Consider the following 21,052-nt stretch of genomic DNA (forward strand, 5'->3'; position numbering starts at 1 on the left):
GTCGCGGCCGTACTCGTCGGACACTACGGCGCGTCGAGCAGTTCGACGCTCACCGCGGCCGTGTCGCCGACCTCCAGGCGCTGGGCGGTGCGCACGGCACGCTTGAGCGGCAGCACGTACGGGCCGTCCGCGGACGGAAAGATGGACGTCTTCCAGGTCGTCGCGCCGATCCGCGCCTGGACGCGCAGCGAGCCGAAGCCGCGCCGGGCGCCAACGGTCAGCTCGCGGATCTCCTCCGAGGGCTCGTCCGGCAGGCTCACGAAGACCCAGGCGTCGCCGCGCTTGGCGTCCCATGCCCACAGCTCGGCCTCGAACTCGACGATCATGGGCTCAGCATCACACATCCGCGGCTCTGCAACCACGCCGTGAGGGCCGGGCCCGTCAGCACCTCGTCGCCGACCGCCGCCGCGCCCGACACGCAGCCCACCGCGCCGGTCAGGGCGGCGCCGTCGAGGCGGACGCCGGCCAGGCGCAGCGGGGCGGCCGGGGTGCCCAGCACGCAGTGGCGCAGCGAGGCGCCGCGCAGGTCCGCGCCGCGCAGGTCGGCACCGATCAGCGTGGCCGAGTTGAGCAGGGCGTCGCGCAGGTCGGCGCCGGTGAGGACGGCGTGCACGAGGTCGGCGGCGAACAGATGGGCGGCCCGGAACGCGGCGCCGGGGGCGTGCAGGCGATCGGCCTCGGCGCGGGCCAGCTCGGCGCCGGAGAGGTTCGCCGCGGTCAGGTCGGCCCCGGAGAGCCGGGCGGCGGCGAGGTTCGCGCGGACCAGCCGCACGCCGGCGAGGGTCGCGCCCGTGAGGTCCGCGGCGCCGAGGTCCAGGCCGGTCAGGTCGGCGCCGCGCAGGTCCGCACCCACGCCGCCGAACGGGCCGCCGCCGAACGGGCCGCCGCCGAACGGGCCGCCATCGAACGGGCCGCCGCCGGCCAGGGCCCGCTCCAGCCCGGCCCGGGCGAGCGGGTCGGCGGGCCAGGCGACCGGGGTTCGGCCGTACGTCGTCATCGGAACAGGACCCGGCCCGCCCATTCGGGGCGCTCGTCGGCCCGGCGGCGGGCGTCGGCGTTCGCGTCCTTCGACAGGCCGCTGGTGTCGACGACGACGTTGAGGCCCTTGGCGAGCGCGCCGTCGAGCTGGTGCTCGAAGACGTCGCCGTCGTAGGCGCCGGGCTGGCCGGCCGGCATCCGCTCCCCCGCGTTCGGCCCCGACCGGAAGATGTCGGCCGGCGCCTTCAGGTCCCAGCCCTGGCCCGCCGCGTCGACGAACTTCCCGAGGTCGCGCTCGAGGGCGGGGCCGCCGGCGGACTCGACGCCGCCCTCGACCGCCTGCACGGCCTCACCCAGCGTCTCGCCCGCCCCACCGGCCGCGGCGCCGGAGGCGTCGAGGGCGCCGAGTCCGCCGGGGGCATCGAGGGCTCCGGGGGCCTCCGGGGCGTCGGGAAGGGGTGTCGTGTCGCCGCGGAAGGGCACCGTGTCCCGGCCTCCGCCGAGGCCCGCGGCCTCCCCCAGCCCGGCGATGCCCTCCGCGGGCTCCGGCTCCGGCGTCGTGTCGCCCCGCTGGGGAACCGTGTCACCGCCCGGCACGACGGACTCCGGCTGCGGCGGCGTGAGGTCGCTGTGCCGGTCACTCATGGCCGTCCACCGCCTTGCGCACGTCCCGGGCCCAGTTCACCGACGAGCGCCGGTCGTTGTCGGTCCACACCGCGGGCGGGTACCGCCGCCGGAACGCGTGCACGAACAGGCACACGCGATAGTCGGCGCGCCACGCGTCGGGATCGGCCCCGTCCGGCACTTCCGGCGGTCCCCCGCCGAGCTCGTCGATCCGTGCCGGCAGCGAGGAGAACCAGGCCGACGTCCCCATCGACGCGAGCAGCCGCCCCGCGTCGTCCTTGCCCGCGGCGCCGCCGAGCACCGCCTCGGCCCGCGGCCGGAAGACGCAGCGGTGCCGGCACCCGGCGCACTCCGCGAACGGGGCGAGCGCGTCCCGCACGCTCGGCTCGCTCGCCCGCCAGGCCTCGAACCGGGCCCTCAGCAGCGCGTCGTCGGCCAGCGGCGCCTCCGGCAGCCCCCGGCGCCGGGCGTCCTCGGCGCGCACGTCCGGCACCGCCACCAGCACCGCCTGGTCGAGCCCGTTGTGCGACACGACGGCCTCGAACGGGCGCAGGGCCGCCGCCGCCTCGATCTGGTCGTCGTGCATGCCCATGGTCGAGCCGAGCAGCTCGCGGTCCTCCTGGGCGGCGGTGCGGTGCATGATCTTCAGGTTCGTGATCTTGTACGCGTCCTCGGCGACCTTGCCGACCTGCTGGTCGATGAGCAGGTACGACTGCCGGTACTTGCGGTCCTCGGCGAGCCCCTGCGCGATCCGCTCCGCGGCGAGCGCCTGGGCGTTGCCCTCCTTCTGGTCGCCGGAGCCGTTCTGGGGCGTCGCGCGCGGGAAGACCCGGTGCGCCTCCTCCAGCAGCACCACGTGCGGGGTGTCCGAGGAGCGGCGGTGCTGCCGGTACCAGCCGCGCATCGCGGTGACGATCAGCAGCGTGATGAGCGACTGCTCCTTGGCGTTGTCGCCGACGCCGGCGAGCTCGAAGACGACCGGGCGGTGCATGAGGGTGGCGATGTCGTAGGAGCGGCGGCAGTTCAGCGTCGTGCCGCACGCGCCCTCGACGAGCGCCTCGGCGCGCAGCCGGGCCGCGGCGTCGATGTTCGCGTGGGTCTCGCCGGCGTACCCGAGCTGTTCCACGACCTCGGCGAGGACCCCGGCGAACTCGGGCAGCACCGGCCACCGCTCGCCGTCGGCGGGCCGGGCTCGGTGCGTGGCGTGGAACCCGCGGCGGCGGTAGGTCTCCACGAGCGCGCGGCGGTACAGGAACGGCAGCGGGTCCCAGAGCCCGAACGCGGCCTCGAAGCAGGCGAGCAGGTTGGACACGTGGGAGTTCACGGTCGCGCCGTCGGGCACCTGGAACGGGTTGAGCCGCAGCGGCGCCACCTCGTCGTCGCCGACGGTGAACACGAGCAGGTCGTCGAAGTCCTCGAGGGTGGCCAGCCAGCGGTAGTCGTCCAGGGCCGCGTTGACCGGCTCGATGACGGCAAACGGCACCCCGTGCCCGCGCAGCTGGCGGCAGAGGTGCAGCGCGGTGTTCGTCTTGCCGGACCCGGGAGTGCCGACGATGAAGCCGTGCCGGGGCAGGTCCGCGACCGCGAGTCCGACGGCACCCCCGGCCGGGTCCCCTGCCGAGCCTCCCGCCGAGCCTCCTGCCGGGCCCGCGCCGGGCTGGCGGCCGAGCAGCAGCGCCGGGCCGGTCGGGGCGGCGACGACCCGCACGGGGTCGCGCGGCGCGACGACCGCGATCCCGGGCGTGTGGCCCTCGAGCGCGAGCGGCAGCCGGAAGAGGCTCGCGGCCTCGTCGCGGTCGGCGAGCAGCCGCAGCTGGCGCAGGCTGTCGCGGGCCGAGACGCGGCCGGGGGCGGACTCGGCGCGCAGGACGGCGTCGAGCTCCCCGCCGCCCCACTCCAGCGGCTGCAGGGTGGTGAAGGCGCGCACGAGCGCGTCGTGCTCGGCCGGGCCCGCCGGCCGGGCCACCGTGTGTCCACTGAGGAGCGTCTGCGGGTCGTCGCGCTCGGGCTGGGCCTTCGGGGCCGGGCTCACGGTCGCGCCGACGTGCCCCACGAGGGTCTCCGGCAGCGGCTCCGGGCTCGCGACGGTCACCCCGAAGCGGAAGGCGCGGCCGTCGTACCGCCGCAGCGCGTCCAGGTAGTAGGGCTCGATGACGACCGCCCCGCCGTCGGCCGGCATGCGGATCTGGCCGCCGACGTCCGCGGGGATCTCGTTGGGCTGGGCGAGGCGCCGGTAGCGCGTGGTCTCGGTCTCCAGCATCCGGCGCAGCGCCGCGGGCACCGCCCCGGCGGTCAGCTCCACGGAGAGCGCGACCGGCGACGGGTGCAGCCGCACCGCCTCCAGCAGCCCCTCCCAGCCGTGCGGCTGGCGCCCGAACGGCTCGACGGCCACGTAGGCGGGCACGCCGGCGTCGACGCGCTCGGGCCGCGCGAGCCGGATGCGCTTGTGCACCTGGGCGATGCCGCCCGGCGCGGGCACGAACGGGGAGAGCACCTCGCGGACGCGCTCGGCCTCGAACAGCGGCTCGACCCGCACGTGCTCGGGCACGTTGGCCAGGGTGGCCGCGAGCGAGCGGGCGGCGCGCAGGGCCTGGTCCGCGTTCGGCTGCTCGACGCGGCCCAGCAGGTACACCTCGATGCGCCCGGGCTCGAGGTGCAGCAGGCGCAGGGCCACGGACTCGCTCTCCGGCAGCGCGAGGAACTGCCCGAGGTAGGCGGCCTGCTCGCCGACGGCACGAGCGAGCCGCTCGGAGACGTCCAGGCGGGCGTACTCCGAGCGGCGCGAGAGGTCGACGGCGGCGGTGACCCGCAGCGCCACCCAGCCCCAGACCCGGCCGGGCCCGGGGAGCAGGTAGGGAGCGGGGACGAGCGCGCCGGTCACTGGGGCGGCTGGGTTCCGTACGGCGGGCCGGACGCGGGCGGCGCACTGCTCGGCGGGACACTCTGCGGTGGGGCACTGACCGGCGGGGCGCTGACCGGCGGGGCGCTCGTCGGGTAGCCGGGCCGCACCTGCGGCCAGGCGCCGGTGACCGGCTGCGGCGGCGCGGCGGCGGGCACGATCATGACCGGGGCGATGGCCGGCGGCGCGATCTGCGAGCCGGGCGGCATCGGGGCCTCCGGCGTGGTCGCGACGAGCCGGTTGGTCTCCTCGGTCGCGCCGAGCCCGGCGATGGCCGACTGCACGCCGAGGCGCGTGATGCTGTGCGTGATCTCGCGCAGCGCCCGGATCCGCCCGCCGTTGATCGCGGAGCGGTAGCTGGCCCCGCCGGCCATGGCCCGGAACCCGTCGCGCAGCGCGTGGCCGATCAGGATGATCGTCGAGCGGGAGCGCCACATGGTCCAGCCGAAGTACAGGTCGGCGCCGTAGGTCTGCACGGCGACGAGCGACTGCAGCCGCGTGTCGCCGAAGGACATCAGGTACTGCCCGGCGATGCGCACCGGCGCCATCGGGAACGGCAGCGCGCGCTGGGCCGCGGACTGCAGCATGTAGCCGTAGACCGCCGGGGCGGCCGCGGCCCGGTTCTCCACGAGCAGCGCGTACTCCGCGATCGGCTCCTTGATCGGGAAGAACAGCGCCACGATCCAGGCGATGAAGGCCAGCGCGATGACGACGGCCGGCACGACCACCGAGGCGCCGGTCGCGGCGCCGAGCGTGTTCAGGTCGCCCTGCGAGCTGGTGCCGATGTTGGCGAACAGGCCGCACGCGCAGCAGACGATGACGAAGGTGGCGAGGGACAGCACGAGCGCGACGTTCGCGGCCCGGACCGTGTGCGGCCGCAGCTGCTTCCAGGTCACGCTGTCGTCGGCGAACTCGTCCGGCTCGGTGTAGGTGACCCGCGCGTTGCGGTAGGCCGCCTGCACGTTGTGCATCGCCTGGTCCCACGGCTCGCCGCCCGCGCCGCCCCAGCCCTGTGTGGTCATCGGACTCCCCGTCGATTCGGCGTGACGCTGCGTGGTTCGCGCGGCCCTGCGTCAATCTATGGAAGCCCCCGGCGCCGTCACAAGACCGTCATCCGGAATCCCGCGATCTTCGCGCCGTTCGTCGGCCCGCGCTCCCCGGTCGGCAGCGCGTCGCGACCCGTTCGCCGGAACGACTCCGGCAGCCGGTCGCGGGGTCAGGCCGGCAGCAGGGCGTTCGCGCGGGCCAGCACCGTGTCGAGCACCCGGCCGGCGACGGCGAGGTCGGCCTCGGGCAGGTCGCCCCAGAGCCGGTGGGTGACGTCGAGGACGGCCGCGCGGACCTCGCGGAACACCTCGTGGCCGCGCCCGGTCGCCGCGCCGCCGGCGTCGACCAGGCCGCGTTCGGCGAGCTCCGCCACCAGCCGCTCGGCCGAGGCCGCGTCGATGTGCAGGGCGGCGGGGATCGAGCCGCCGCCGATGGTCAGGGCCAGCGCGACCCACTGCCGCTCGGTCAGGCCGGGACCGGCCAGGAGCCGCTCGAGGATCGCGTTGAGCGCCTTCTCGGTGCGGCCGATCAGCTGCGTGCCGAAGTCCATGGGAACCCCTCCGTAAATCGTTAGTGCGACTAACGCAGACGGTAGACCGTTAGTCGCACTAACGCAAGTGGTAGAGTGCGATGGTGAGACGGCTGAGCTCCCTGCCGACCCGGCTGCTGTCGCTGGCCGCGATGCAGTCCGACCGGCGGGTCACCGAGGGCCTGGCGACGGCGGACGCGCGCAAGTGGCACTTCGCCGTGCTCGCCACGCTGGACGAGTCCGGCCCCGCCAGCCAGGCCCAGCTCAGCGAGCGCACCGGCATCTTCCGCAGCGACATCGTCGCGGTCGTCAACGAGCTGGCCGGGCGCGGGCAGGTCGAGCGGGCGCCGAACCCGGCCGACCGCCGCCAGAACGTCATCACGCTCACCGCCCGCGGCCGCCGGCAGCTGGCGACCCTGGACGGCCTGCTGGCCGAGGCCGAGGACGACGTCCTGGCCCCGCTGAGCCCGGCCGAGCGGGCCGAGCTCGTCCGGCTACTGACCGCGATCGTCCGGCCACACGGATAGCATCCGGGCGCGGCGAGGGGCCGCGGCGTCCACGTCCGGGGTAAGCGGGTCGGCCAGGTCTGGGCGAAGCGCCCGCGAGCGCACCGGACGGCGGCCACCATGTCGTCTGTGACGATGCCTGCCGGTCGTGATCGCTATCTGGACGTGCTGCGCGCTGTCGCGATCGTCCGGGTCGTGGTGTTCCACATGTTCAGCGTGGTGTGGCTCAGCTGGGCGTTCCCGGCGATGGGGGTCATGTTCGCCCTGGGCGGCTCCCTCATGGCCGCGTCGCTGCAGCGCTCGGCGGTGCGGGCGGTGACCGGCCGCGTCCGGCGGCTGCTGCCCGCCCTGTGGGTGCTGGCGGCGTTCGTCGTGCCGGTGATGCTGTGGCACGGCTGGACGACGGCCGACCCGAACGGCCGCGACCTGCGCCTGCTGGTGTTCTGGCTCGTGCCCCTCGCCGACCCGCCCGGCAGCGCCTGGGCCGGCGACGCGACCGTGGTGCTGTGGTACCTGGTGACGTACCTGTGGCTGGTCCTGCTCTCGCCCCTGGCCTGGCGGCTGTTCCGCCGGCTGCCGGTCGTCGCGACGGTGCTGCCGCTGGCGGTGCTGGCCGCCACCCAGCTGGCGCCCGGGCACGCCGGGCTGGACCTGCTCGGCTGGCGGGCCGGGGCCGTGGTGGTCGACGTGGCCACGTTCGGGTCGTGCTGGATGGCCGGCTTCGCGCACCGCACCGGCGCGCTGCGGCGCCTGCACCCGGCGGCGCTGGCCGCATCGGCCGGCGGCTGCATCGCGGCCGGAGCCGCCTGGGCGTTCACCCACCCGGCCGAGGACGGCACCGGCAACCTCAACGACATCCCGCTCGCGCAGGGGCTCTACTCCCTCGGCTTCGCGATCCTGCTGCTGCGGGCCGCCCCGGCGATGCGATGGCTGCGGCGGGTCCCGCTGCTGGACCGGGCGGTCACCCTGCTCAACGCCCGGGCGGTGACGATCTACCTCTGGCACAACATCGCCATCGCGCTGTGCTTCTGGGTCGGTGACCGGCTGCACGTGTGGCAGCTCGGGCCCGCCACCCAGCTGGGGTACTTCGCCGTGGCCCTCGCGCTGCTCTGCGTGCCGGTGCTGGTGCTGGGGCCGGTGGAGGACCTCGCCGCGCGCCGCCGCCCGGCGCTGCTGCCGGTCCAGCGCACCGCCGCCGGTCACCGAGCACCCGCCCACGCCGCCGCGGCGCCGGGCCGGGCCCCGGTGGCGCAGTCGTCGGGCCCGCCCGCCGGTCCGCCGGGCGTCGGCGACAATCGGCCGGGAATGCGCTAAACCCCGCCGGCCGCCGCGCGCGTCTACTGGGCGGACATGCCCACGGAGGGGAGACGGCGCGGGTGCGGGTCGACGATGAGCGGGAGTACGTCGAGTACGTGCGGGCCCAGCTGCCCAGGCTGCACCGCGTCGCGGTGCTGGTGCTCGGGGACCGCGACCGCGCCGAGGACGCGGTGCAGAACGCGCTGACCACGCTCTACAAGCGCTGGTCCAAGCGGGGTGACGTGGCCAACCTCGACGCGTACGTGCACTCGATGGTCGTGCGCGCGTGCCTGTCCGATCAGCGGCGGCCGTGGGCGAGGGTGTTCCTGCGCGGGTCGCCGCCGGACCGGGAGGTCGACGCCGCGACGGGGGCGGTCGACGACCGGCTCGCGGTGCGCCAGGCGCTGCGCCGGCTGCCCGAGCGGCAGCGGCTCGTCGTGGCGCTGCGGTTCCTGTGCGACATGTCGGTCGCCGACGTCGCGCAGGTGCTCGGCCGCTCCGAGGGCACGATCAAGGCGCAGACGTCGGTGGCGCTGCGCACGCTGCGGGAACTGTTCGAGGCGTCGTCGCGCGCCGAGCTGCCGGCGAGGAGGTCAGCGTGAGCCCCGAGGAAGTGCTGCAGTCGTACGCCGGGCAGGACGTCACCCCGACCCGGATGAGCGCCGACGACGTCCTCGACGCCGCGAGGGCCCGCATCCGCCGGGGCCGGACCCGGGTGGCCGTCGTCGCCGGGGTCGCCGCGCTGCTCGTGCTGGCGGGCGTGGCGTTCGCGCTGCCGTCGCGCCGGCCGGATCGCGGTCTGCCGGCGGTACCACCGTCGGGAAACCCGTCCGTGAGCGGGACGGCCCGGGCCTGGCCGCCCGCGGTCACGAAGCCCGGGGCACCCCTGTCGTGCACGGCGCAGGCACTGCCGGAGCTGGCCGGCACCACGCCCGACGGCCGCGTGCTGCGGGCGATCGACCCGAGCGGGCAGTGGATCGTCGGCTCCTCGAAGCTCGGCCCGCTGATCTGGCACGACGGCAAGGTCAGCAGCCCGCCGGCCGCCCGGAACTTCGTGCCGGCCGCCGTCGACGCGCAGGGCACCATCGGCGGCTACGAGAACCTCGCCGACCACCGCAAGGCCGCGGCCCTCTTCCGGGGCGGCAAGGTCGTCCGGCTGCAGCTGCCGAACGACGCCGTCTCCAGCGAGGTCACGGACCTGGACGCGCACGGCAACCTGCTCGGCACCGTCGAGCTCGACGGCCACCAGGGGACGATCCCGGTGCTGTGGCCGGGCGCGGGAGCCCCGGTCCCGCTGGTCACGCCGCCCGAGCTGAAGTGGGAGTTCCCCGACGTGCCCCGCCCGAGCGCGATGAACGGCGACGGCGTCATGGTCGGCCACGTGTACCTGCCGCCGGCCGCCGACGGGGGTCGCACCCCGGCGGCCTACCGGTGGAACTTCGACGGCGGGGGCACGCTGCTCGACGCGCCGACCGGGGAGCCGAGGCTGATCGCGGGCGACTGGGTCATCGGAACCGGCTACGTCGGGCCCGACCTGGCGCTGCGCGGGCACGCGCTGCCGGCCGAGTACGGGCAGGTCGGCCAGCCGAGCGTGCGCTGGAACATGCGCACGGGCACGGCCGACGCCATGGGCCCGTTCACGGCCGTGGCGCTCAGCGAGACCGGTCGGGCCGTCGGCGTCCGCGACACGAAGGACTACCAGCCGGCCGTGTGGAGCGACGGTACCGTCACGCCGCTCCCGCTGCCCGCCGCGGCCGCCGGGCTCGTGTACTACGCCGACATCTCCGCGGACGGCCGGACGGTCGTGGCCACCATGCGCGACGGCGACCACGGCCCGTACGCGATCGTCAGGTGGACCTGCTGACTCAGGCCGTGATGTCGACGTAGTCCGACCAGCCGCCGGCGTAGTACTTGTAGTACCCGTGCCCGTCCTGGGCCAGGGTGTACGCCTCGGTGGTGCCGAACCGCGGGTTGTACAGCACCGAGGGGCTGCCCGCGGTGGCGCCGCCGAGGTCGTTCCACCCGGACCAGCCGCCCAGGTAGTACACGTACCGCAGCTGGTTCGACGGCGTGTGCACGTAGACCTCGGTGGTGCCCGAGGACCGGTTGTAGACGACGCCAGGATCCTGGTCCAGGGCGCCGCCGAGGCCGGTCCAGCCGCTCCAGCCGCCGAGGTAGTAGACGTAGGACAGCTGGTTGCCCGACGTACGCAGGTACACCTCCGTGGTCCCGTACTTCGGGTTGTACAGCACCGCCGGCGTCCCCTGCACCGAGCCGCCGAGCCCGGTCCAGCCGGACCAGCCGCCGAGGTAGTAGACGTAGGCGAGGCCGCTGCCGGTGACCGCGTACGCCTCGGTGGTGCCGAACTTCGGGTTGTAGAGCACCCCCGGGTCGGCCGTGAGCGTCCCGCCCAGATCCGTCCAGTCCGACCAGCCGCCGGCGTAGTACACGTAGGCGAGCGAGTTCGTGGAGGTGCGGGCGTACACCTCGGTCGTGCCGAACTTCGGGTTGTAGATGACCGCCGGGTTCCCCGCGAGACTGCCGCCGAGGTCGATCCACGGCGACCAGCCGCCGGAGAAGTAGCGGTAGCCGAGGTGGTTGTTCGACAGCCGCGCATACGCCTCGGTCGTGCCGAACCTCGGGTTGTACAGCACCGCCGGGTCGCCCTGGATCGTGCCGCCGAGGTCCATCCAGCCCGACCAGTCGCCGGACCAGTACGCGTACATGAGGTGGTCGCTGTTGTCGGAGCGCGCGTAGACCTCGGTCGTGCCGTAGCGCGGGTTGTAGAGGCTCTGCAGCTTCCCGACCGGCCGCGACGGCTCGCCCTGGCGCACGTAGAGCAGCCGGTTCGGGGAGGCCGCGGAGTAGTAGGCGGGCATCGCCGCCATCCGCAGCGCGCCGACCGTCGAGTCCTGGACCAGCGCGTTGCGCACCTGCGCCGGGGTGTACGCGGGGTGCGCCTGCAGGATGAGCGCGGCCGCGCCGACGACGTACGCGGCCGCCATCGAGCTGCCGCTCATGGTCTTCAGCGCCAGGTCCGAGTCCTTCCAGATCCCGGGCACGTCCTCGCCGGGTGCGTACGTGTCGACGCACGGGCCGTAGTTGGCGTAGTAATCGGGGTCGTCGTAGTACGTCGAGGAGGACACGACGATCGCCTCGGTGATCCCGGTCGGCGAGAAGTAGCACGCGTCGTCGCCGTAGTCGTTGAAGTCCCCGGCCGGGATCACCCAGGTCAGGCCGGACGCGATCGAGCGGCGTACGGCCGCGTCGATGATGATCGTCTTGCCGTAGAACCCGTCCAGCTCCGCGACGGCCGGGCGCTGGGCGTAGGCGGTCACCCAGTCGATGCCGGCCACGGTCTCGGAGACGTAGCCGCGGCCGCCGCAGTCGAACACCCGCACGGCGACCGGCTTGGCCTGCTTGGCGACGCCGTACGTGGTGCCGGCGACGGCCCCGGCGGACCAGGTGCCGTAGCCCTCGCAGTCGTTGGCGTCGGCCGGGTCGTTGCTGTTGTCGACGTTGGCCGGGCTGCTGGACGGGTTCGTGACCCGGTCCACGAAGTTGCGGCCGTAGCCGGCCCGGCCGCCGAGGTCGTTGTGGCTGATGCGGATGCCGCCGTCGAGCAGGTACGTGTTGACGTCCTGGGCGGTGTTCGGGTAGTCGAAGTACCCGTCGATGCTGCGCTCGTGGTGGTCGATGCGGTCGAGGGCCCACGTCGGCCCGCTCTGCGTGCCGCGCGGCGCCACGTCAGGGCGGGTCGAGCGCCGCGTCAGCACGTTGCGCTCGACGCGCTCGACCTCGGGGGCGGCGGCGAGCTGCCGCGCGCGGGTCTCGTCGAGGCCGTCGATGGCGAAGCCCTTGACGGCGCTGCTGTACCGCTCGTGCACCGTCCCCCCGAAGCGCTGGGCGAGGGCCGTGGCGCGCTGGGCCACGAGGTCCGCGGGGTTCCCGGCGCCCTGGGCGCCCGCGGTGTCCTTGAGCATGACGACGTACCCGTGCGACTCCGCCGACGCGTCGCCGTGCACGACCCCCTCGGCCGCGGCCGCGCTCGCCGACGCTCCGATCCCGCCCACGGCCACCAGCACCGCCGCGAGAACGCCGATTCTGCCGATCATCGCCATCACCCCGTGACACTGTATGACTACTCTGCGTGACAGTAGCAGAGCACCGGCGGTACCACTCTCACGGCGGTCTGGATGCGCCTCACGCGACCGGCGACGGTGGTGGCATGACCAACGCGCATCAGCTTCTGATCATCGTCGGCAGCGTCCGGGAGGGCCGCTTCGGGCCCACGGCCGCCGAGTGGGTCGCGGCCCGGGCCCGCGCGCACGGCGCGTTCGACGTGGAGGTGGCCGATCTCGCCGACGTCGAGCTGCCGCTCGGGCTGCCGGCCGTACCGCCGAAATACGCCGGCGAGCAGTATCCACGCCCGGCCGGGATGGCGCCGCTGACGGCCGCGCTCGAGCGGGCCGACGCGTTCGTGATCGTGACGCCGGAGTACAACCACAGCTACCCGGCCGCCCTGAAGGCCGCGATCGACTGGCACTTCACCCACTGGACCGCGAAGCCGGTCGCGTTCGTGAGCTACGGCGGGGCGGCGGGCGGCCGGCACGCGGTGCTGCACCTGGAGAACGTGCTCACCGAGCTGCACGCGGTGACGATCCGCGACGGGCTGGCCTTCCCGGCGTACTACCACAACTGGCGCGACGGCGAGCCCCTCGACGCCGAGGCGGCCGGCTACGCCAAGACGCTGCTGGACCAGCTCGCCTGGTGGGCGGGCGCCCTGCGCACGGCCCGGGCCGCGGCGCCCTACCCGGCCTGATTCCCCCGTCGAGCATCCCCGTCGATCCTCCGTATCCTGCGAGGGTGACCGTCGCCGAGAGCCCGTCACCGATCGCGTGGTACGGCGGGAGCTTCGTGTACTACGACGAGCCCGAGCCGGGGCCGACCGAGGAGGAGCTCGACGCCGTCGCCGAGCTCGCCCGCGAGCGGCGCCGGGCCGGGTTCACGCCGGAGAGCTTCGGCCCCGAGCCCGGGCCGCGGTCTCGCACCGGCGTCGTGCTGGGCCGGTTCCTGCCGGTGCACGAGGGCCATCGGTACCTCGTCGAGTTCGCCCGCGCCCACGCCGAACGCGTGCACATCTTCGCGCGGGTCGCGCCCGACGACCCGATCCCGTGGGAGGTGCGCCGGGAGTGGATGCTCGAGCTGTTCCCGGGCCTGCCCGTCACCGCGGTCGACGGCGAGCAGGACGAGTGGGTGCCGCGGATTCTGGCCGAGGTCCAGCCGGACTACCTGTTCAGCGCCGAGCCCTGGGGCCCCGGGTTCGCGGCGCGGCTCGGGGCCCGGTTCGTCGGCGTCGACCGCCTGGCCGTCCCGGTCTCCGGCACGGCGGTGCGCAACGGGCCATGGGACTACGAGCGCTACCTGCCGCCGCCGGTCAGGGCCTGGTACACCCGCCGGGTCTGCCTCATCGGCGCCGAGTCCACCGGCAAGACGACTCTGGCCCGGGACCTCGCGCGGCAGTTCGACACCGTGTGGCTGCCCGAGCGCCTGCGCGCCCTGGGCCCCGACTTCGGCCCCGCCGACCTCGCCCTCGCCGCGCACGGCCAGCGCGCCGCCGAGGAGGCGATCGCCCGCCGGTCCCGGGTCGCGCTGTTCTGCGACACGGACCTGCTCTCCGCGCGGCTGTGGAGCGAGCGGCTGTTCGGCGCCGCACCGCCCTGGCTGGTCGAGGCGGCAGAGCGCCAGACCCAGCATCTGTACCTCCTGTGCGCTCCGGACGTGCCGTACGTGGGCGACGAACGGCACAACGCCCCCGCCGAGCGCCGCGACTTCCACGCCGCCGCCGAGCGCGAGCTGATCCGCCTGGGCCGCCCGTACGTGCTGCTCGAAGGCGACTTCCCCGCGCGCTACGCGAGGGCCGTGGAGGCGGTGCGCGACCTGCTGGCCCCGCGCCGGGCATGACCTGGGACCCGCGGCTGCGCCGGTTCGTGCTGACCGGCTACGCCGAGGTGGCCGCGGTGCTGCGCGACCCGGTCACGTTCTCGTCGGCCGTGGCCCCGCCGGTCCCCGCCGCCGACCGGGACCTGCTCGCCGGCTTCGCCGCCTGGTCCGCGCGCTGGCTGTTCTTCCTGGACCCGCCGGATCACACGGCGCGGCGAGGGCCGGTCGCCCGCGCCCTGGCCCCGAGCGCGATCGCGCCCCTGGCCGAGCCCATCGCCGCGCTGGCCCGGCGGCTGCTGGCGGACCTGCCCGGCCCCTCGTTCGACGCCCTCGCGGACTTCGCGCACCCGCTCGCGGCCCGGGTCGTCGCCGGCCTGCTGTGCGCGCCAGGCGAGGCGACGGACGCGTTCCTGGCCCGCGCCCGGGTCCTGGAGCACGCGGGCGCGTACGCCCGCGACCCCGGCGCCCGGCGGGCCGGCCTGCGGGCGATCGCCGGGCTGACCCCGGAGTCGTTCTCGCCCGCGGCGCCGATCCCGTCCGCGCTGCGGGCGGCCTGGGGCGACTCCGACCCGCACGTGCCCGCGCACAGCGCGATGCTGCTGTTCGCCGGCGTCGAGACGACCCAGAACCTGATCGTGAACACCCTGCACGCGATGCTCAGCACCGGCTCGTGGCCGGCCCCGGCGGCCGCCGCGGTCGAGGAGGGCGCGCGGTTCGCCCCGCCGGTCCTGGGCGTCCTGCGCCGCACGACCCGCGCGGTCGAGCTGGCCGGCCGGGCGCTGCCGGCGGGCGCCGACCTGGTGGCCATGACGGCCGCGGCGAACCGCGACCCCGCGCGCTTCCCGGACCCGGACCGCTTCGACCCGGCCCGCAGCCCGAACCCGCACCTGTCCTTCGGCCTGGGCCGGCACTACTGCCCCGGCGCCGAGCTGAGCCGCCAGACCGCCCGTGCGGCGCTGACGGCCCTGCTCGACGCCTTCCCGAGGCTGGAGCTCACCGAGCCCGACCCGCCGTGGCGGGACCACGACCCGATCATCCACGCCCCGAAGCGGCTGCTGGTCGCTCAGCCGGCCGTGGAGCGGAACACCGGGTAGTACCCGCCGGACTGGCCGGCGGCCGTCGGGTGGTACGAGACGGTGAGGTTGACGTAGTTGAGCGCGTGCAGCCACTTGTCGCCGTAGCTGCACAGCTGGTGCCCGACGAACGCGGAGCGCACGTCGGCGAACTTGAAGCCGGCCGCGGTGGCCGCCGTCTTCGTGGTGTCGTCGAGCAGGTTGATGCCCTCGTTGATCTTCGCCCGGGAGGTCGCGCTGAGCCCGACGCAGATCGTGCCGAGCTGGTAGAACACCGGGTATCCGACGACCACGACCCGCGCCGAGGGGGCCTTGGCCTTGATCGCCTTGTAGACGTTGCCCAGCTTGCCGGGCAGCTCGTTGCGAACCCTGGTCTCCGCGGCCGACACGGCGGCGACGCAGTCCGCCTCGCCCTGCAGCACGCAGGTGGTCATGATGCTGGTGAAGCCGATGTCGTTGCCGCCGACGGTGACGCTCACGAGGGTGGTGCTGGACGCCAGCGCCGACACTTGGCTGTTGATGACGTCGGCGGTGGTCGCGCCCGAGCAGGCGACCGACTTGTAGGCGGCGGGCTTGACGTTGGCGTTGTAGAGGGCGGGGTAGGCGTTGGTGCTGCGCTGGCAGGAGCCGCTCTCGGCGGTGTAGCTGTCGGCCCCGACGCCGGAGGCGTAGGAGTCGCCCAGGGCGACGTACCGGTCGGTCGCGGCCGCGTTGGCGGGGGCGGCGATGGCGAGCACGACGCCGAACCCGGCGGCCGCGCTGATGACGATGGAAACGAGACGGGATCTCCGCACTTCGTACTCCCAGGGGATGAGGAGCGTAGTCCGGAGATTGATATCAAGCTATGTATGTCCGCGTGAAGATCGTCTTTCGCCAATCGGTCAAACGCACAAATGCCGCAACGCCCCGGCCGCGCCCCTTCACCGCGCGCGGCGTTCGAGCTCCGCCAGGCCGATCAGGTCCTCCGGCTCGGTGTCGGGCACGTCGGTGTCGAAGCGGGCCAGCGGGCGGTACCACATCGCGGCCAGGGCGATCGCCGCGATGGCCGCGCCGAAGAGCAGGTACGTCGGGGCCAGGCCGATCGCGGCGGACACCCCGGGCCCGATCAGCATGAAGCCGATCGGCAGCGTGCCGAACGCGAAGACCGTGTTCACCGCGAACACCCGGCCGTGGGCGCGGGGCGGCACCTTCACCTGCACGATCGTGGCGTAGACGGCGTTCATCACCGTCAGGGCCGCGAACATGCCGAAGACCCCCGCGGCGATGACCGGGATCGAGCGGGACACCCCCGCCAGCGCGGCGAACGCGGCGAACGTCAGCGCGGACAGCAGGACGCCCCGCATGCGGCGCCGGGCCGGGCCGCCCCAGAGGGCCATGAGCAGGCCGCCGGCCACGACGCCGGCGCCGCCCGCCACCGCCACCTGGGTCACCGCGCGCAGCCCGCCGACGCTCAGCACCAGGGGCTGGACCAGGACCAGGACCGGGCCCAGGAACAGGTTCGAGACCGCGAAGAACAGCAGCATGGCACGGAAGCCCGGCGTGCCCATGGCGTAGCGGAACCCGCTGCGGATCTCCTGGCCCATGGGCTCGCGGCGGCGGTAGCCCATCAGGGCCGGGAACCGCACGCAGGCCAGCACCAGGACGGCGACCGCGTAGGAGCCGACGTCGAGCGCGAGGATGCCGTCCAGGCCGATGGCGGCCATGACCCCGACGGCGGCCACGGGCACGAGGAACTGGGCGATGCCCGCGCCGACCTGGACCATGCCGTTGGCGTGGCCCAGGTACCGCTTCGGCACCAGCTGGGGCACCGCCGAGTTGTACGCGAGGCGCTGGAAGGTCAGGGCGATCGACAGGGCGGCCAGCAGGGCGTAGATGTGCCCGATCCGCAGGCGGTCGGTGAGCAGCAGCGCCAGGAACACGCCCTGGGTCGCCAGGGCGGCGGCGTCACTGGCGAGCATCACCGCCCGGCGGCTGTGGCGGTCCACCAGGGCGCCCGCGACCGGGAGCACCAGCATGCCGGGGACCAGCGCGATCGTCGAGAACAGGGCGAGCTTGAGCAGCGAGTGGGTGTGCAGGTAGATCCAGACCGGGACGGCGAACTCGGTCATGGCCGTGCCGGTCATCGACACCAGCTGGCTCGCGGCCACGCCGAGGAAGCGGCGCATGCTCGGCTCCGGGCCGGCGCCGCGCTCGCCGGTGGAGACGGCGGCCAGGCGCCAGGTGTCCGCGGCGTGCTCGGTGCCGGCCTCGAACGGCAGGCGCGCGGTCAGCACGGCGGCCAGCTCGGCCGCGCGCCACTTCAGGAAGTAGTGGCCCGCCTCGTCCAGCACGTACAGGGCGGTCCGGTCGGACAGGAAGTGCCACTCGCGGAAGCGCTCCTGGTGGTACATGGTCTCGTCGTCGCGCTCGCCGACGATCGACACGACGGGGGCCCGCAGGCGGGTGGCGCCGGTCCGGTAGAGCTCGGTGAAGAACTCCTCGGCCGCCTCGGTGTCGCGGCGCATCCCGCGGACCATGGAGCGGATCTGGTCCTCGCCGAAGTCGCTGAGGTCGAGGCCGATGGAGGTGAGCCAGTTGGCGTAGGCGCGGTCGCTGCGCAGGCGCTCGAACCGGTTGAGCAGCGTGACGAACCGGCCACGGGGCCGGGCGAACGGGAAGATGGCGCCGGTGAACAGCGTCTGCACCGGGCGGCCCGCGGCCTCCAGGGCGCAGGCGACCGCGACGGCCAGGGCGCCGCCGAGGCCGCAGTGGCCGTAGACGGCGACCGGGCCCTCGACGCGCTCGAGGATCTCGGCGGTGGTGGCGGTGACCAGGGTGTCGAACGCCTCCCGCCGCTCCTCCAGGCCGATGTCGTTGCCGGGGACGGCCAGCGCGAGCAGGGCGTGGCGGGGCGGGAGGGCGTCGGCGAGCGGCTGGTAGACGATGGCGCTGCCGCCGCCGTACGGCATGCAGACGAGGGTCAGCTCCGGGTGGCCCTCGGGGATCGGCTTCGTGAGCTCGTGCAGGAGCCGGCGGGGTCCGCGCCGCTCGGCCGGGGTGTCGACGAGGGCGGCGAGCCCGCGCACGGTCGGGTGCTTGAACAGGTCCATGACGCTCACCGAGCCCGGGACCGAGGCCGGCAGGACCTTGCGGAGCTTGGCCACGACCTGGGTGGCGAGCAGCGAGTGCCCGCCGAGGTCGAAGAAGTCGTCGTCGGCGCCGACGCGGGGCAGGCCGAGCACGGCGGCCCACACCGCGGCGACGGCGACCTCGGTCGGGGTCGAGGGCTCGGCGAACGCCCGCTCCGCCGCCGCGGGCGGGGGCAGGGCGCGGCGGTCGAGCTTGCCGTTGGCGGTCACGGGCAGCTCGGGCAGGGTGACGTACGCCGCCGGCACCATCGCGTCCGGGAGCACCCGCTTGAGCGCGGCGCGCAGGTCGCCGAAGTCCGCCCCGACGACGTAGGCGACCAGGCGCTGATCCCCCGGCCGGTCCTCGCGCACGACCACGGCCGCGTCCCGCACGCCGGGCCGGGCGCGCAGGACCGCCGCGATCTCGCCCGGCTCGATCCGCATCCCGCGCAGCTTCACCTGGTCGTCGAGGCGGCCGAGGTACTCCAGCGTGCCGTCCGGGTTGCGCAGCACGAGGTCGCCGGTGGCGTACATCCCGTCGCGGAAGCGCTCGGCGGTCAGCTCGGGCCGGTTGAGGTACCCGGCGGCCACCCCGACACCCGCGATGTGCAGCTCGCCGGGGACCCCGACGGGCACCGGCGCGCCCGCGGGGTCCAGGACGTACAGCCGGATGTTCTGGATCGGCCGACCGATCGGCACGCGCGCCCGTCCGGCGAGGCCCGCCGCCGTGCACTCCCACCAGCTGACGTCGATCGCGGCCTCGGTCGGGCCGTAGAGGTTGTGGACCGCGCAGCCGAGGCGCTCGAGCGCGGCCCGGGCCAGGTCGACCGGCAGCGCCTCGCCGCTGGCGATGACCCGCCGCAGGCTCGTGCACGCCTCGATCCCGTCCTCGGCGAGGAACATCGCGAGCATCGACGGGACGAAGTGGACGGTCGTGATGCCCTCGGCGGCGATCAGGTCGCGCAGGTAGGCGGCGTCACGGTGGCCGCCGGGGCGGGCCAGCACCAGCCGGGCGCCGGTGATGAGCGGCCAGAACAGCTCCCACACGGACACGTCGAAGCCGATCGGGGTCTTCTGCAGCACGGCGTCGCCGGGGCCGAGGCCGAAGGCGCGCTGCATCCAGTCGAGGCGGTTGTGGATCGCGCGGTGGGTGGTGGGCACGCCCTTGGGCCGGCCGGTGGAGCCGGACGTGTAGATGACGTAGGCGACGTCGTCCCGCGGTAGCGGCGCTCCCTCCCGGACCTCGACCGAGCCCTCGGACACGACGGCCACCGGGGCGGCGTCGGACACCATGAAGGCCGTGCGCTCCGGCGGGTTGTCCGCGTCGAGCGGCACATAGGCGGCGCCGGACTTCAGCACACCGAGGAGGGCCACGACCAGCTCCGGCCCGCGCTCCAGATGCACGCCCACGGTGCGGCCGGGGCCGGCGCCGGCTGAGCGCAGGCGGTCCGCGAGCGCGGCGGCCCTCGCCTCCAGCTCGCCGTACGACATCCGCTGCCCTTCGAAGACGACGGCGGGCGCCTCGGGGGTCCGGCGCGCCTGCCGCGCGATGAGCTCGTGCAGGGTGCGGGCGGGGCCGATGTTCACGGTGGAGTCGTTGACGGTGTCCATGACGAACGCGCGCTCGTCCGGGCCGAGCATGGGGATGCGGCTGACGCGCTGGTCCGGGTCGGCGGTCACGGCGCGCAGGATGCGCTCCAGGTGCCCGGCCATGCGCTCGACGGTCGCGGGCGCGAAGAGGTCGGTGTTGTAGGTGAAGAAGCCGGGCAGCTCGCCGGCGTCGGGGTCGAACAGGTACAGCTCCAGGTCGAACCGGGTCTGCCGGGCGTCGATCGGGAACGGCTCGACGCGCGGCCCGGCCTCGGGCAGGCCGCCGCGGCCGTAGTTGAGCATCGTGAACGTCGCCTGGAACACCGGCGAGCGGGACACGTCGCGCGGCCCGCGCAGGTGGGCGACGACCCGGTCGAAGGGCGTCTCCTGGTGGTCGAACGCGTCCAGCACGCCGTCGCGGACCCGCACGAGCAGCTCGGCGAACGTCGGGTCGCCCGACAGGTCGGCGCGCAGCGCGAGGACGTTGGCGAAGAGGCCCACGACGCCCTCGAGCTCGGGCCGGGTGCGCCCGGCGACGGTGGAGCCGACGGCGAAGTCGTCCTGGCGGGAGTAGCGCGACAGCAGCGTCTGGTACGCGGCCAGCAGCGTCATGTACGGGGTGGCGCCGAAGCGGCGGGCGAGGCCGGCGACGGCGTGGGCGAGGTCGTCGCCGAAGCTCAGCGCGTGCCCGGCGCCGTGGAAGGTCTGCTCGGGCGGGCGCGGCCGGTCGGTGGGCAGGTCCAGCGGCGGCACCCCGGCGAGGCGGCCGTGCCAGTAGGCGAGGTCGCGTTCGAGGCGCTCGCCGGTGTAGCGGTCCCGCTGCCAGGCGGCGAAGTCGCCGTAGCGCACCGGCAGCGGGTCGAGCGGCCGGCCGGCGTAGGCGCGCAGCAGGTCCTTGAGGAACACGTCGATGGACCAGCCGTCGGAGCCGATGTGGTGCATGACCACGCTCAGCACGTGCTCGTCGCCGGCGAGCCGGACCAGGGCGGCGCGCACGAGCGGGCCGGTGCCCAGGTCGAACGGGCGCGCGCCGAACTCGGCGACGATCTCGCGCGCGGCGGCCTCCCCGGGCGCGGCGAACGTCTCCAGCGGGACGCTCACCCGCTCCTCGACGTGCGCCTCCGGGCGGCCGTCGGCGTCGGTGCCGAAGCGGGTGCGCAGGGTCTCGTGCCGGGCCGCGACCGCGTCGAGGGCGGCCCGGAGCCGGTCGGCGTCGAGCGGGCCGGTCAGGCGGGACGCGATCGGGACGGTGTACGCGGAGGTGCCGGGGGCCAGCTGGTCCATGAACCACAGCCGCTCCTGCGCGAAGGACAGCGGCGGGCGGGCGTCGTCGGCGCGGCGCGGGACGGTGTCGGCGCGGCGGGTGGCGAGCCGGCGGCGCAGCAGCTCGGCCCGGGCGGCGGCGAGGTCGGTGGAGGGGGCGCCGGTGACCGCGGCGAGCTGTCCCTGGTGGCCCACGC

16 protein-coding genes are annotated in these 21,052 nt (G+C 74.8%); 7 read left to right on the plus strand and 9 right to left on the minus strand.

The window, feature by feature from the left end; genetic code table 11:
- Window positions 1–23: 23 nt before the first annotated feature.
- The 6 genes from AC6JBM_RS17015 to AC6JBM_RS17040 all read right to left on the minus strand — a co-directional run bounded on the left by AC6JBM_RS17015 (window position 24) and on the right by AC6JBM_RS17040 (window position 6,098).
- Window positions 24–326: a DUF1905 domain-containing protein gene (locus AC6JBM_RS17015; RefSeq protein WP_497984560.1), complete on the minus strand. Its 303-nt coding sequence runs from the start codon at window positions 324–326 to the stop codon at window positions 24–26.
- On the minus strand, window positions 323–997 hold the full coding sequence (locus AC6JBM_RS17020; protein ID WP_497984561.1) for a pentapeptide repeat-containing protein: 675 nt from the start codon (window positions 995–997) through the stop codon (window positions 323–325). Before AC6JBM_RS17020 ends, AC6JBM_RS17015 begins: the two co-directional genes overlap by 4 nt.
- Window positions 994–1,623 carry a hypothetical protein gene (locus AC6JBM_RS17025; RefSeq protein WP_497984562.1) on the minus strand — a complete coding sequence of 210 codons (630 nt, stop codon included), beginning with the start codon at window positions 1,621–1,623 and terminating at the stop codon, window positions 994–996. Before AC6JBM_RS17025 ends, AC6JBM_RS17020 begins: the two co-directional genes overlap by 4 nt.
- Window positions 1,616–4,483, minus strand: coding sequence for an ATP-binding protein (locus AC6JBM_RS17030; RefSeq protein WP_497984563.1), 2,868 nt, complete (start codon window positions 4,481–4,483; stop codon window positions 1,616–1,618). Before AC6JBM_RS17030 ends, AC6JBM_RS17025 begins: the two co-directional genes overlap by 8 nt.
- Window positions 4,480–5,523, minus strand: coding sequence for a hypothetical protein (locus AC6JBM_RS17035; protein WP_497984564.1), 1,044 nt, complete (start codon window positions 5,521–5,523; stop codon window positions 4,480–4,482). Before AC6JBM_RS17035 ends, AC6JBM_RS17030 begins: the two co-directional genes overlap by 4 nt.
- A gap of 194 nt (window positions 5,524–5,717) precedes the next feature.
- Window positions 5,718–6,098 carry a MarR family winged helix-turn-helix transcriptional regulator gene (locus AC6JBM_RS17040; protein ID WP_497984565.1) on the minus strand — a complete coding sequence of 127 codons (381 nt, stop codon included), beginning with the start codon at window positions 6,096–6,098 and terminating at the stop codon, window positions 5,718–5,720.
- An 83-nt stretch (window positions 6,099–6,181) separates the two neighbouring features.
- Here AC6JBM_RS17040 and AC6JBM_RS17045 point away from each other — a divergent pair, with 83 nt between their 5' ends.
- From AC6JBM_RS17045 to AC6JBM_RS17060, 4 genes are all read left to right on the plus strand, one after another.
- Window positions 6,182–6,604, plus strand: a complete 423-nt coding sequence (locus AC6JBM_RS17045) for a MarR family winged helix-turn-helix transcriptional regulator (RefSeq protein ID WP_497984566.1) — start codon at window positions 6,182–6,184, stop codon at window positions 6,602–6,604.
- Window positions 6,605–6,718: 114 nt separating this feature from the next.
- Window positions 6,719–7,897 (plus strand): acyltransferase family protein, encoded by a 1,179-nt coding sequence (locus AC6JBM_RS17050; RefSeq protein WP_497986479.1) that lies wholly within the window; start codon window positions 6,719–6,721, stop codon window positions 7,895–7,897.
- Between the two features lie 62 nt (window positions 7,898–7,959).
- A complete protein-coding gene (locus AC6JBM_RS17055) occupies window positions 7,960–8,481 on the plus strand; it encodes a SigE family RNA polymerase sigma factor (RefSeq protein ID WP_497984567.1) in 522 nt (173 codons plus the stop codon).
- Window positions 8,478–9,743, plus strand: coding sequence for a hypothetical protein (locus AC6JBM_RS17060; RefSeq protein ID WP_497984568.1), 1,266 nt, complete (start codon window positions 8,478–8,480; stop codon window positions 9,741–9,743). The genes AC6JBM_RS17055 and AC6JBM_RS17060 overlap by 4 nt, the downstream gene beginning before the upstream one ends.
- Window position 9,744: 1 nt before the next feature.
- Here AC6JBM_RS17060 and AC6JBM_RS17065 read toward each other — a convergent pair whose 3' ends face one another.
- Window positions 9,745–11,994 (minus strand): DUF8189 domain-containing protein, encoded by a 2,250-nt coding sequence (locus tag AC6JBM_RS17065; protein WP_497984569.1) that lies wholly within the window; start codon window positions 11,992–11,994, stop codon window positions 9,745–9,747.
- A gap of 113 nt (window positions 11,995–12,107) precedes the next feature.
- Here AC6JBM_RS17065 and AC6JBM_RS17070 point away from each other — a divergent pair, with 113 nt between their 5' ends.
- Genes AC6JBM_RS17070 through AC6JBM_RS17080 form a run of 3 tightly spaced genes read left to right on the plus strand, consistent with a single transcriptional unit; the run spans window position 12,108 to window position 14,916 of the window.
- The gene (locus AC6JBM_RS17070) at window positions 12,108–12,701 is read left to right on the plus strand and encodes an NADPH-dependent FMN reductase (protein WP_497984570.1); all 594 of its coding nucleotides are present in this window, start codon (window positions 12,108–12,110) and stop codon (window positions 12,699–12,701) included.
- Window positions 12,702–12,745: 44 nt separating this feature from the next.
- Window positions 12,746–13,843, plus strand: coding sequence for an AAA family ATPase (locus AC6JBM_RS17075; RefSeq protein ID WP_497984571.1), 1,098 nt, complete (start codon window positions 12,746–12,748; stop codon window positions 13,841–13,843).
- Window positions 13,840–14,916, plus strand: coding sequence for a cytochrome P450 (locus tag AC6JBM_RS17080; protein ID WP_497984572.1), 1,077 nt, complete (start codon window positions 13,840–13,842; stop codon window positions 14,914–14,916). Before AC6JBM_RS17075 ends, AC6JBM_RS17080 begins: the two co-directional genes overlap by 4 nt.
- On the opposite strand, the gene AC6JBM_RS17085 is transcribed toward AC6JBM_RS17080, so the two are convergent.
- Window positions 14,886–15,689, minus strand: a complete 804-nt coding sequence (locus AC6JBM_RS17085; protein WP_497984573.1) for an SGNH/GDSL hydrolase family protein — start codon at window positions 15,687–15,689, stop codon at window positions 14,886–14,888. The two genes, AC6JBM_RS17080 and AC6JBM_RS17085, sit on opposite strands and share 31 nt — an antisense overlap.
- Window positions 15,690–15,815: 126 nt before the next feature.
- Complete coding sequence (locus AC6JBM_RS17090) at window positions 15,816–21,050, minus strand: non-ribosomal peptide synthetase/MFS transporter (protein ID WP_497984574.1); 5,235 nt, start codon at window positions 21,048–21,050, stop codon at window positions 15,816–15,818.
- Window positions 21,051–21,052: the final 2 nt, after the last annotated feature.

It is taken from the genome of Dactylosporangium thailandense, from assembly GCF_059739745.1.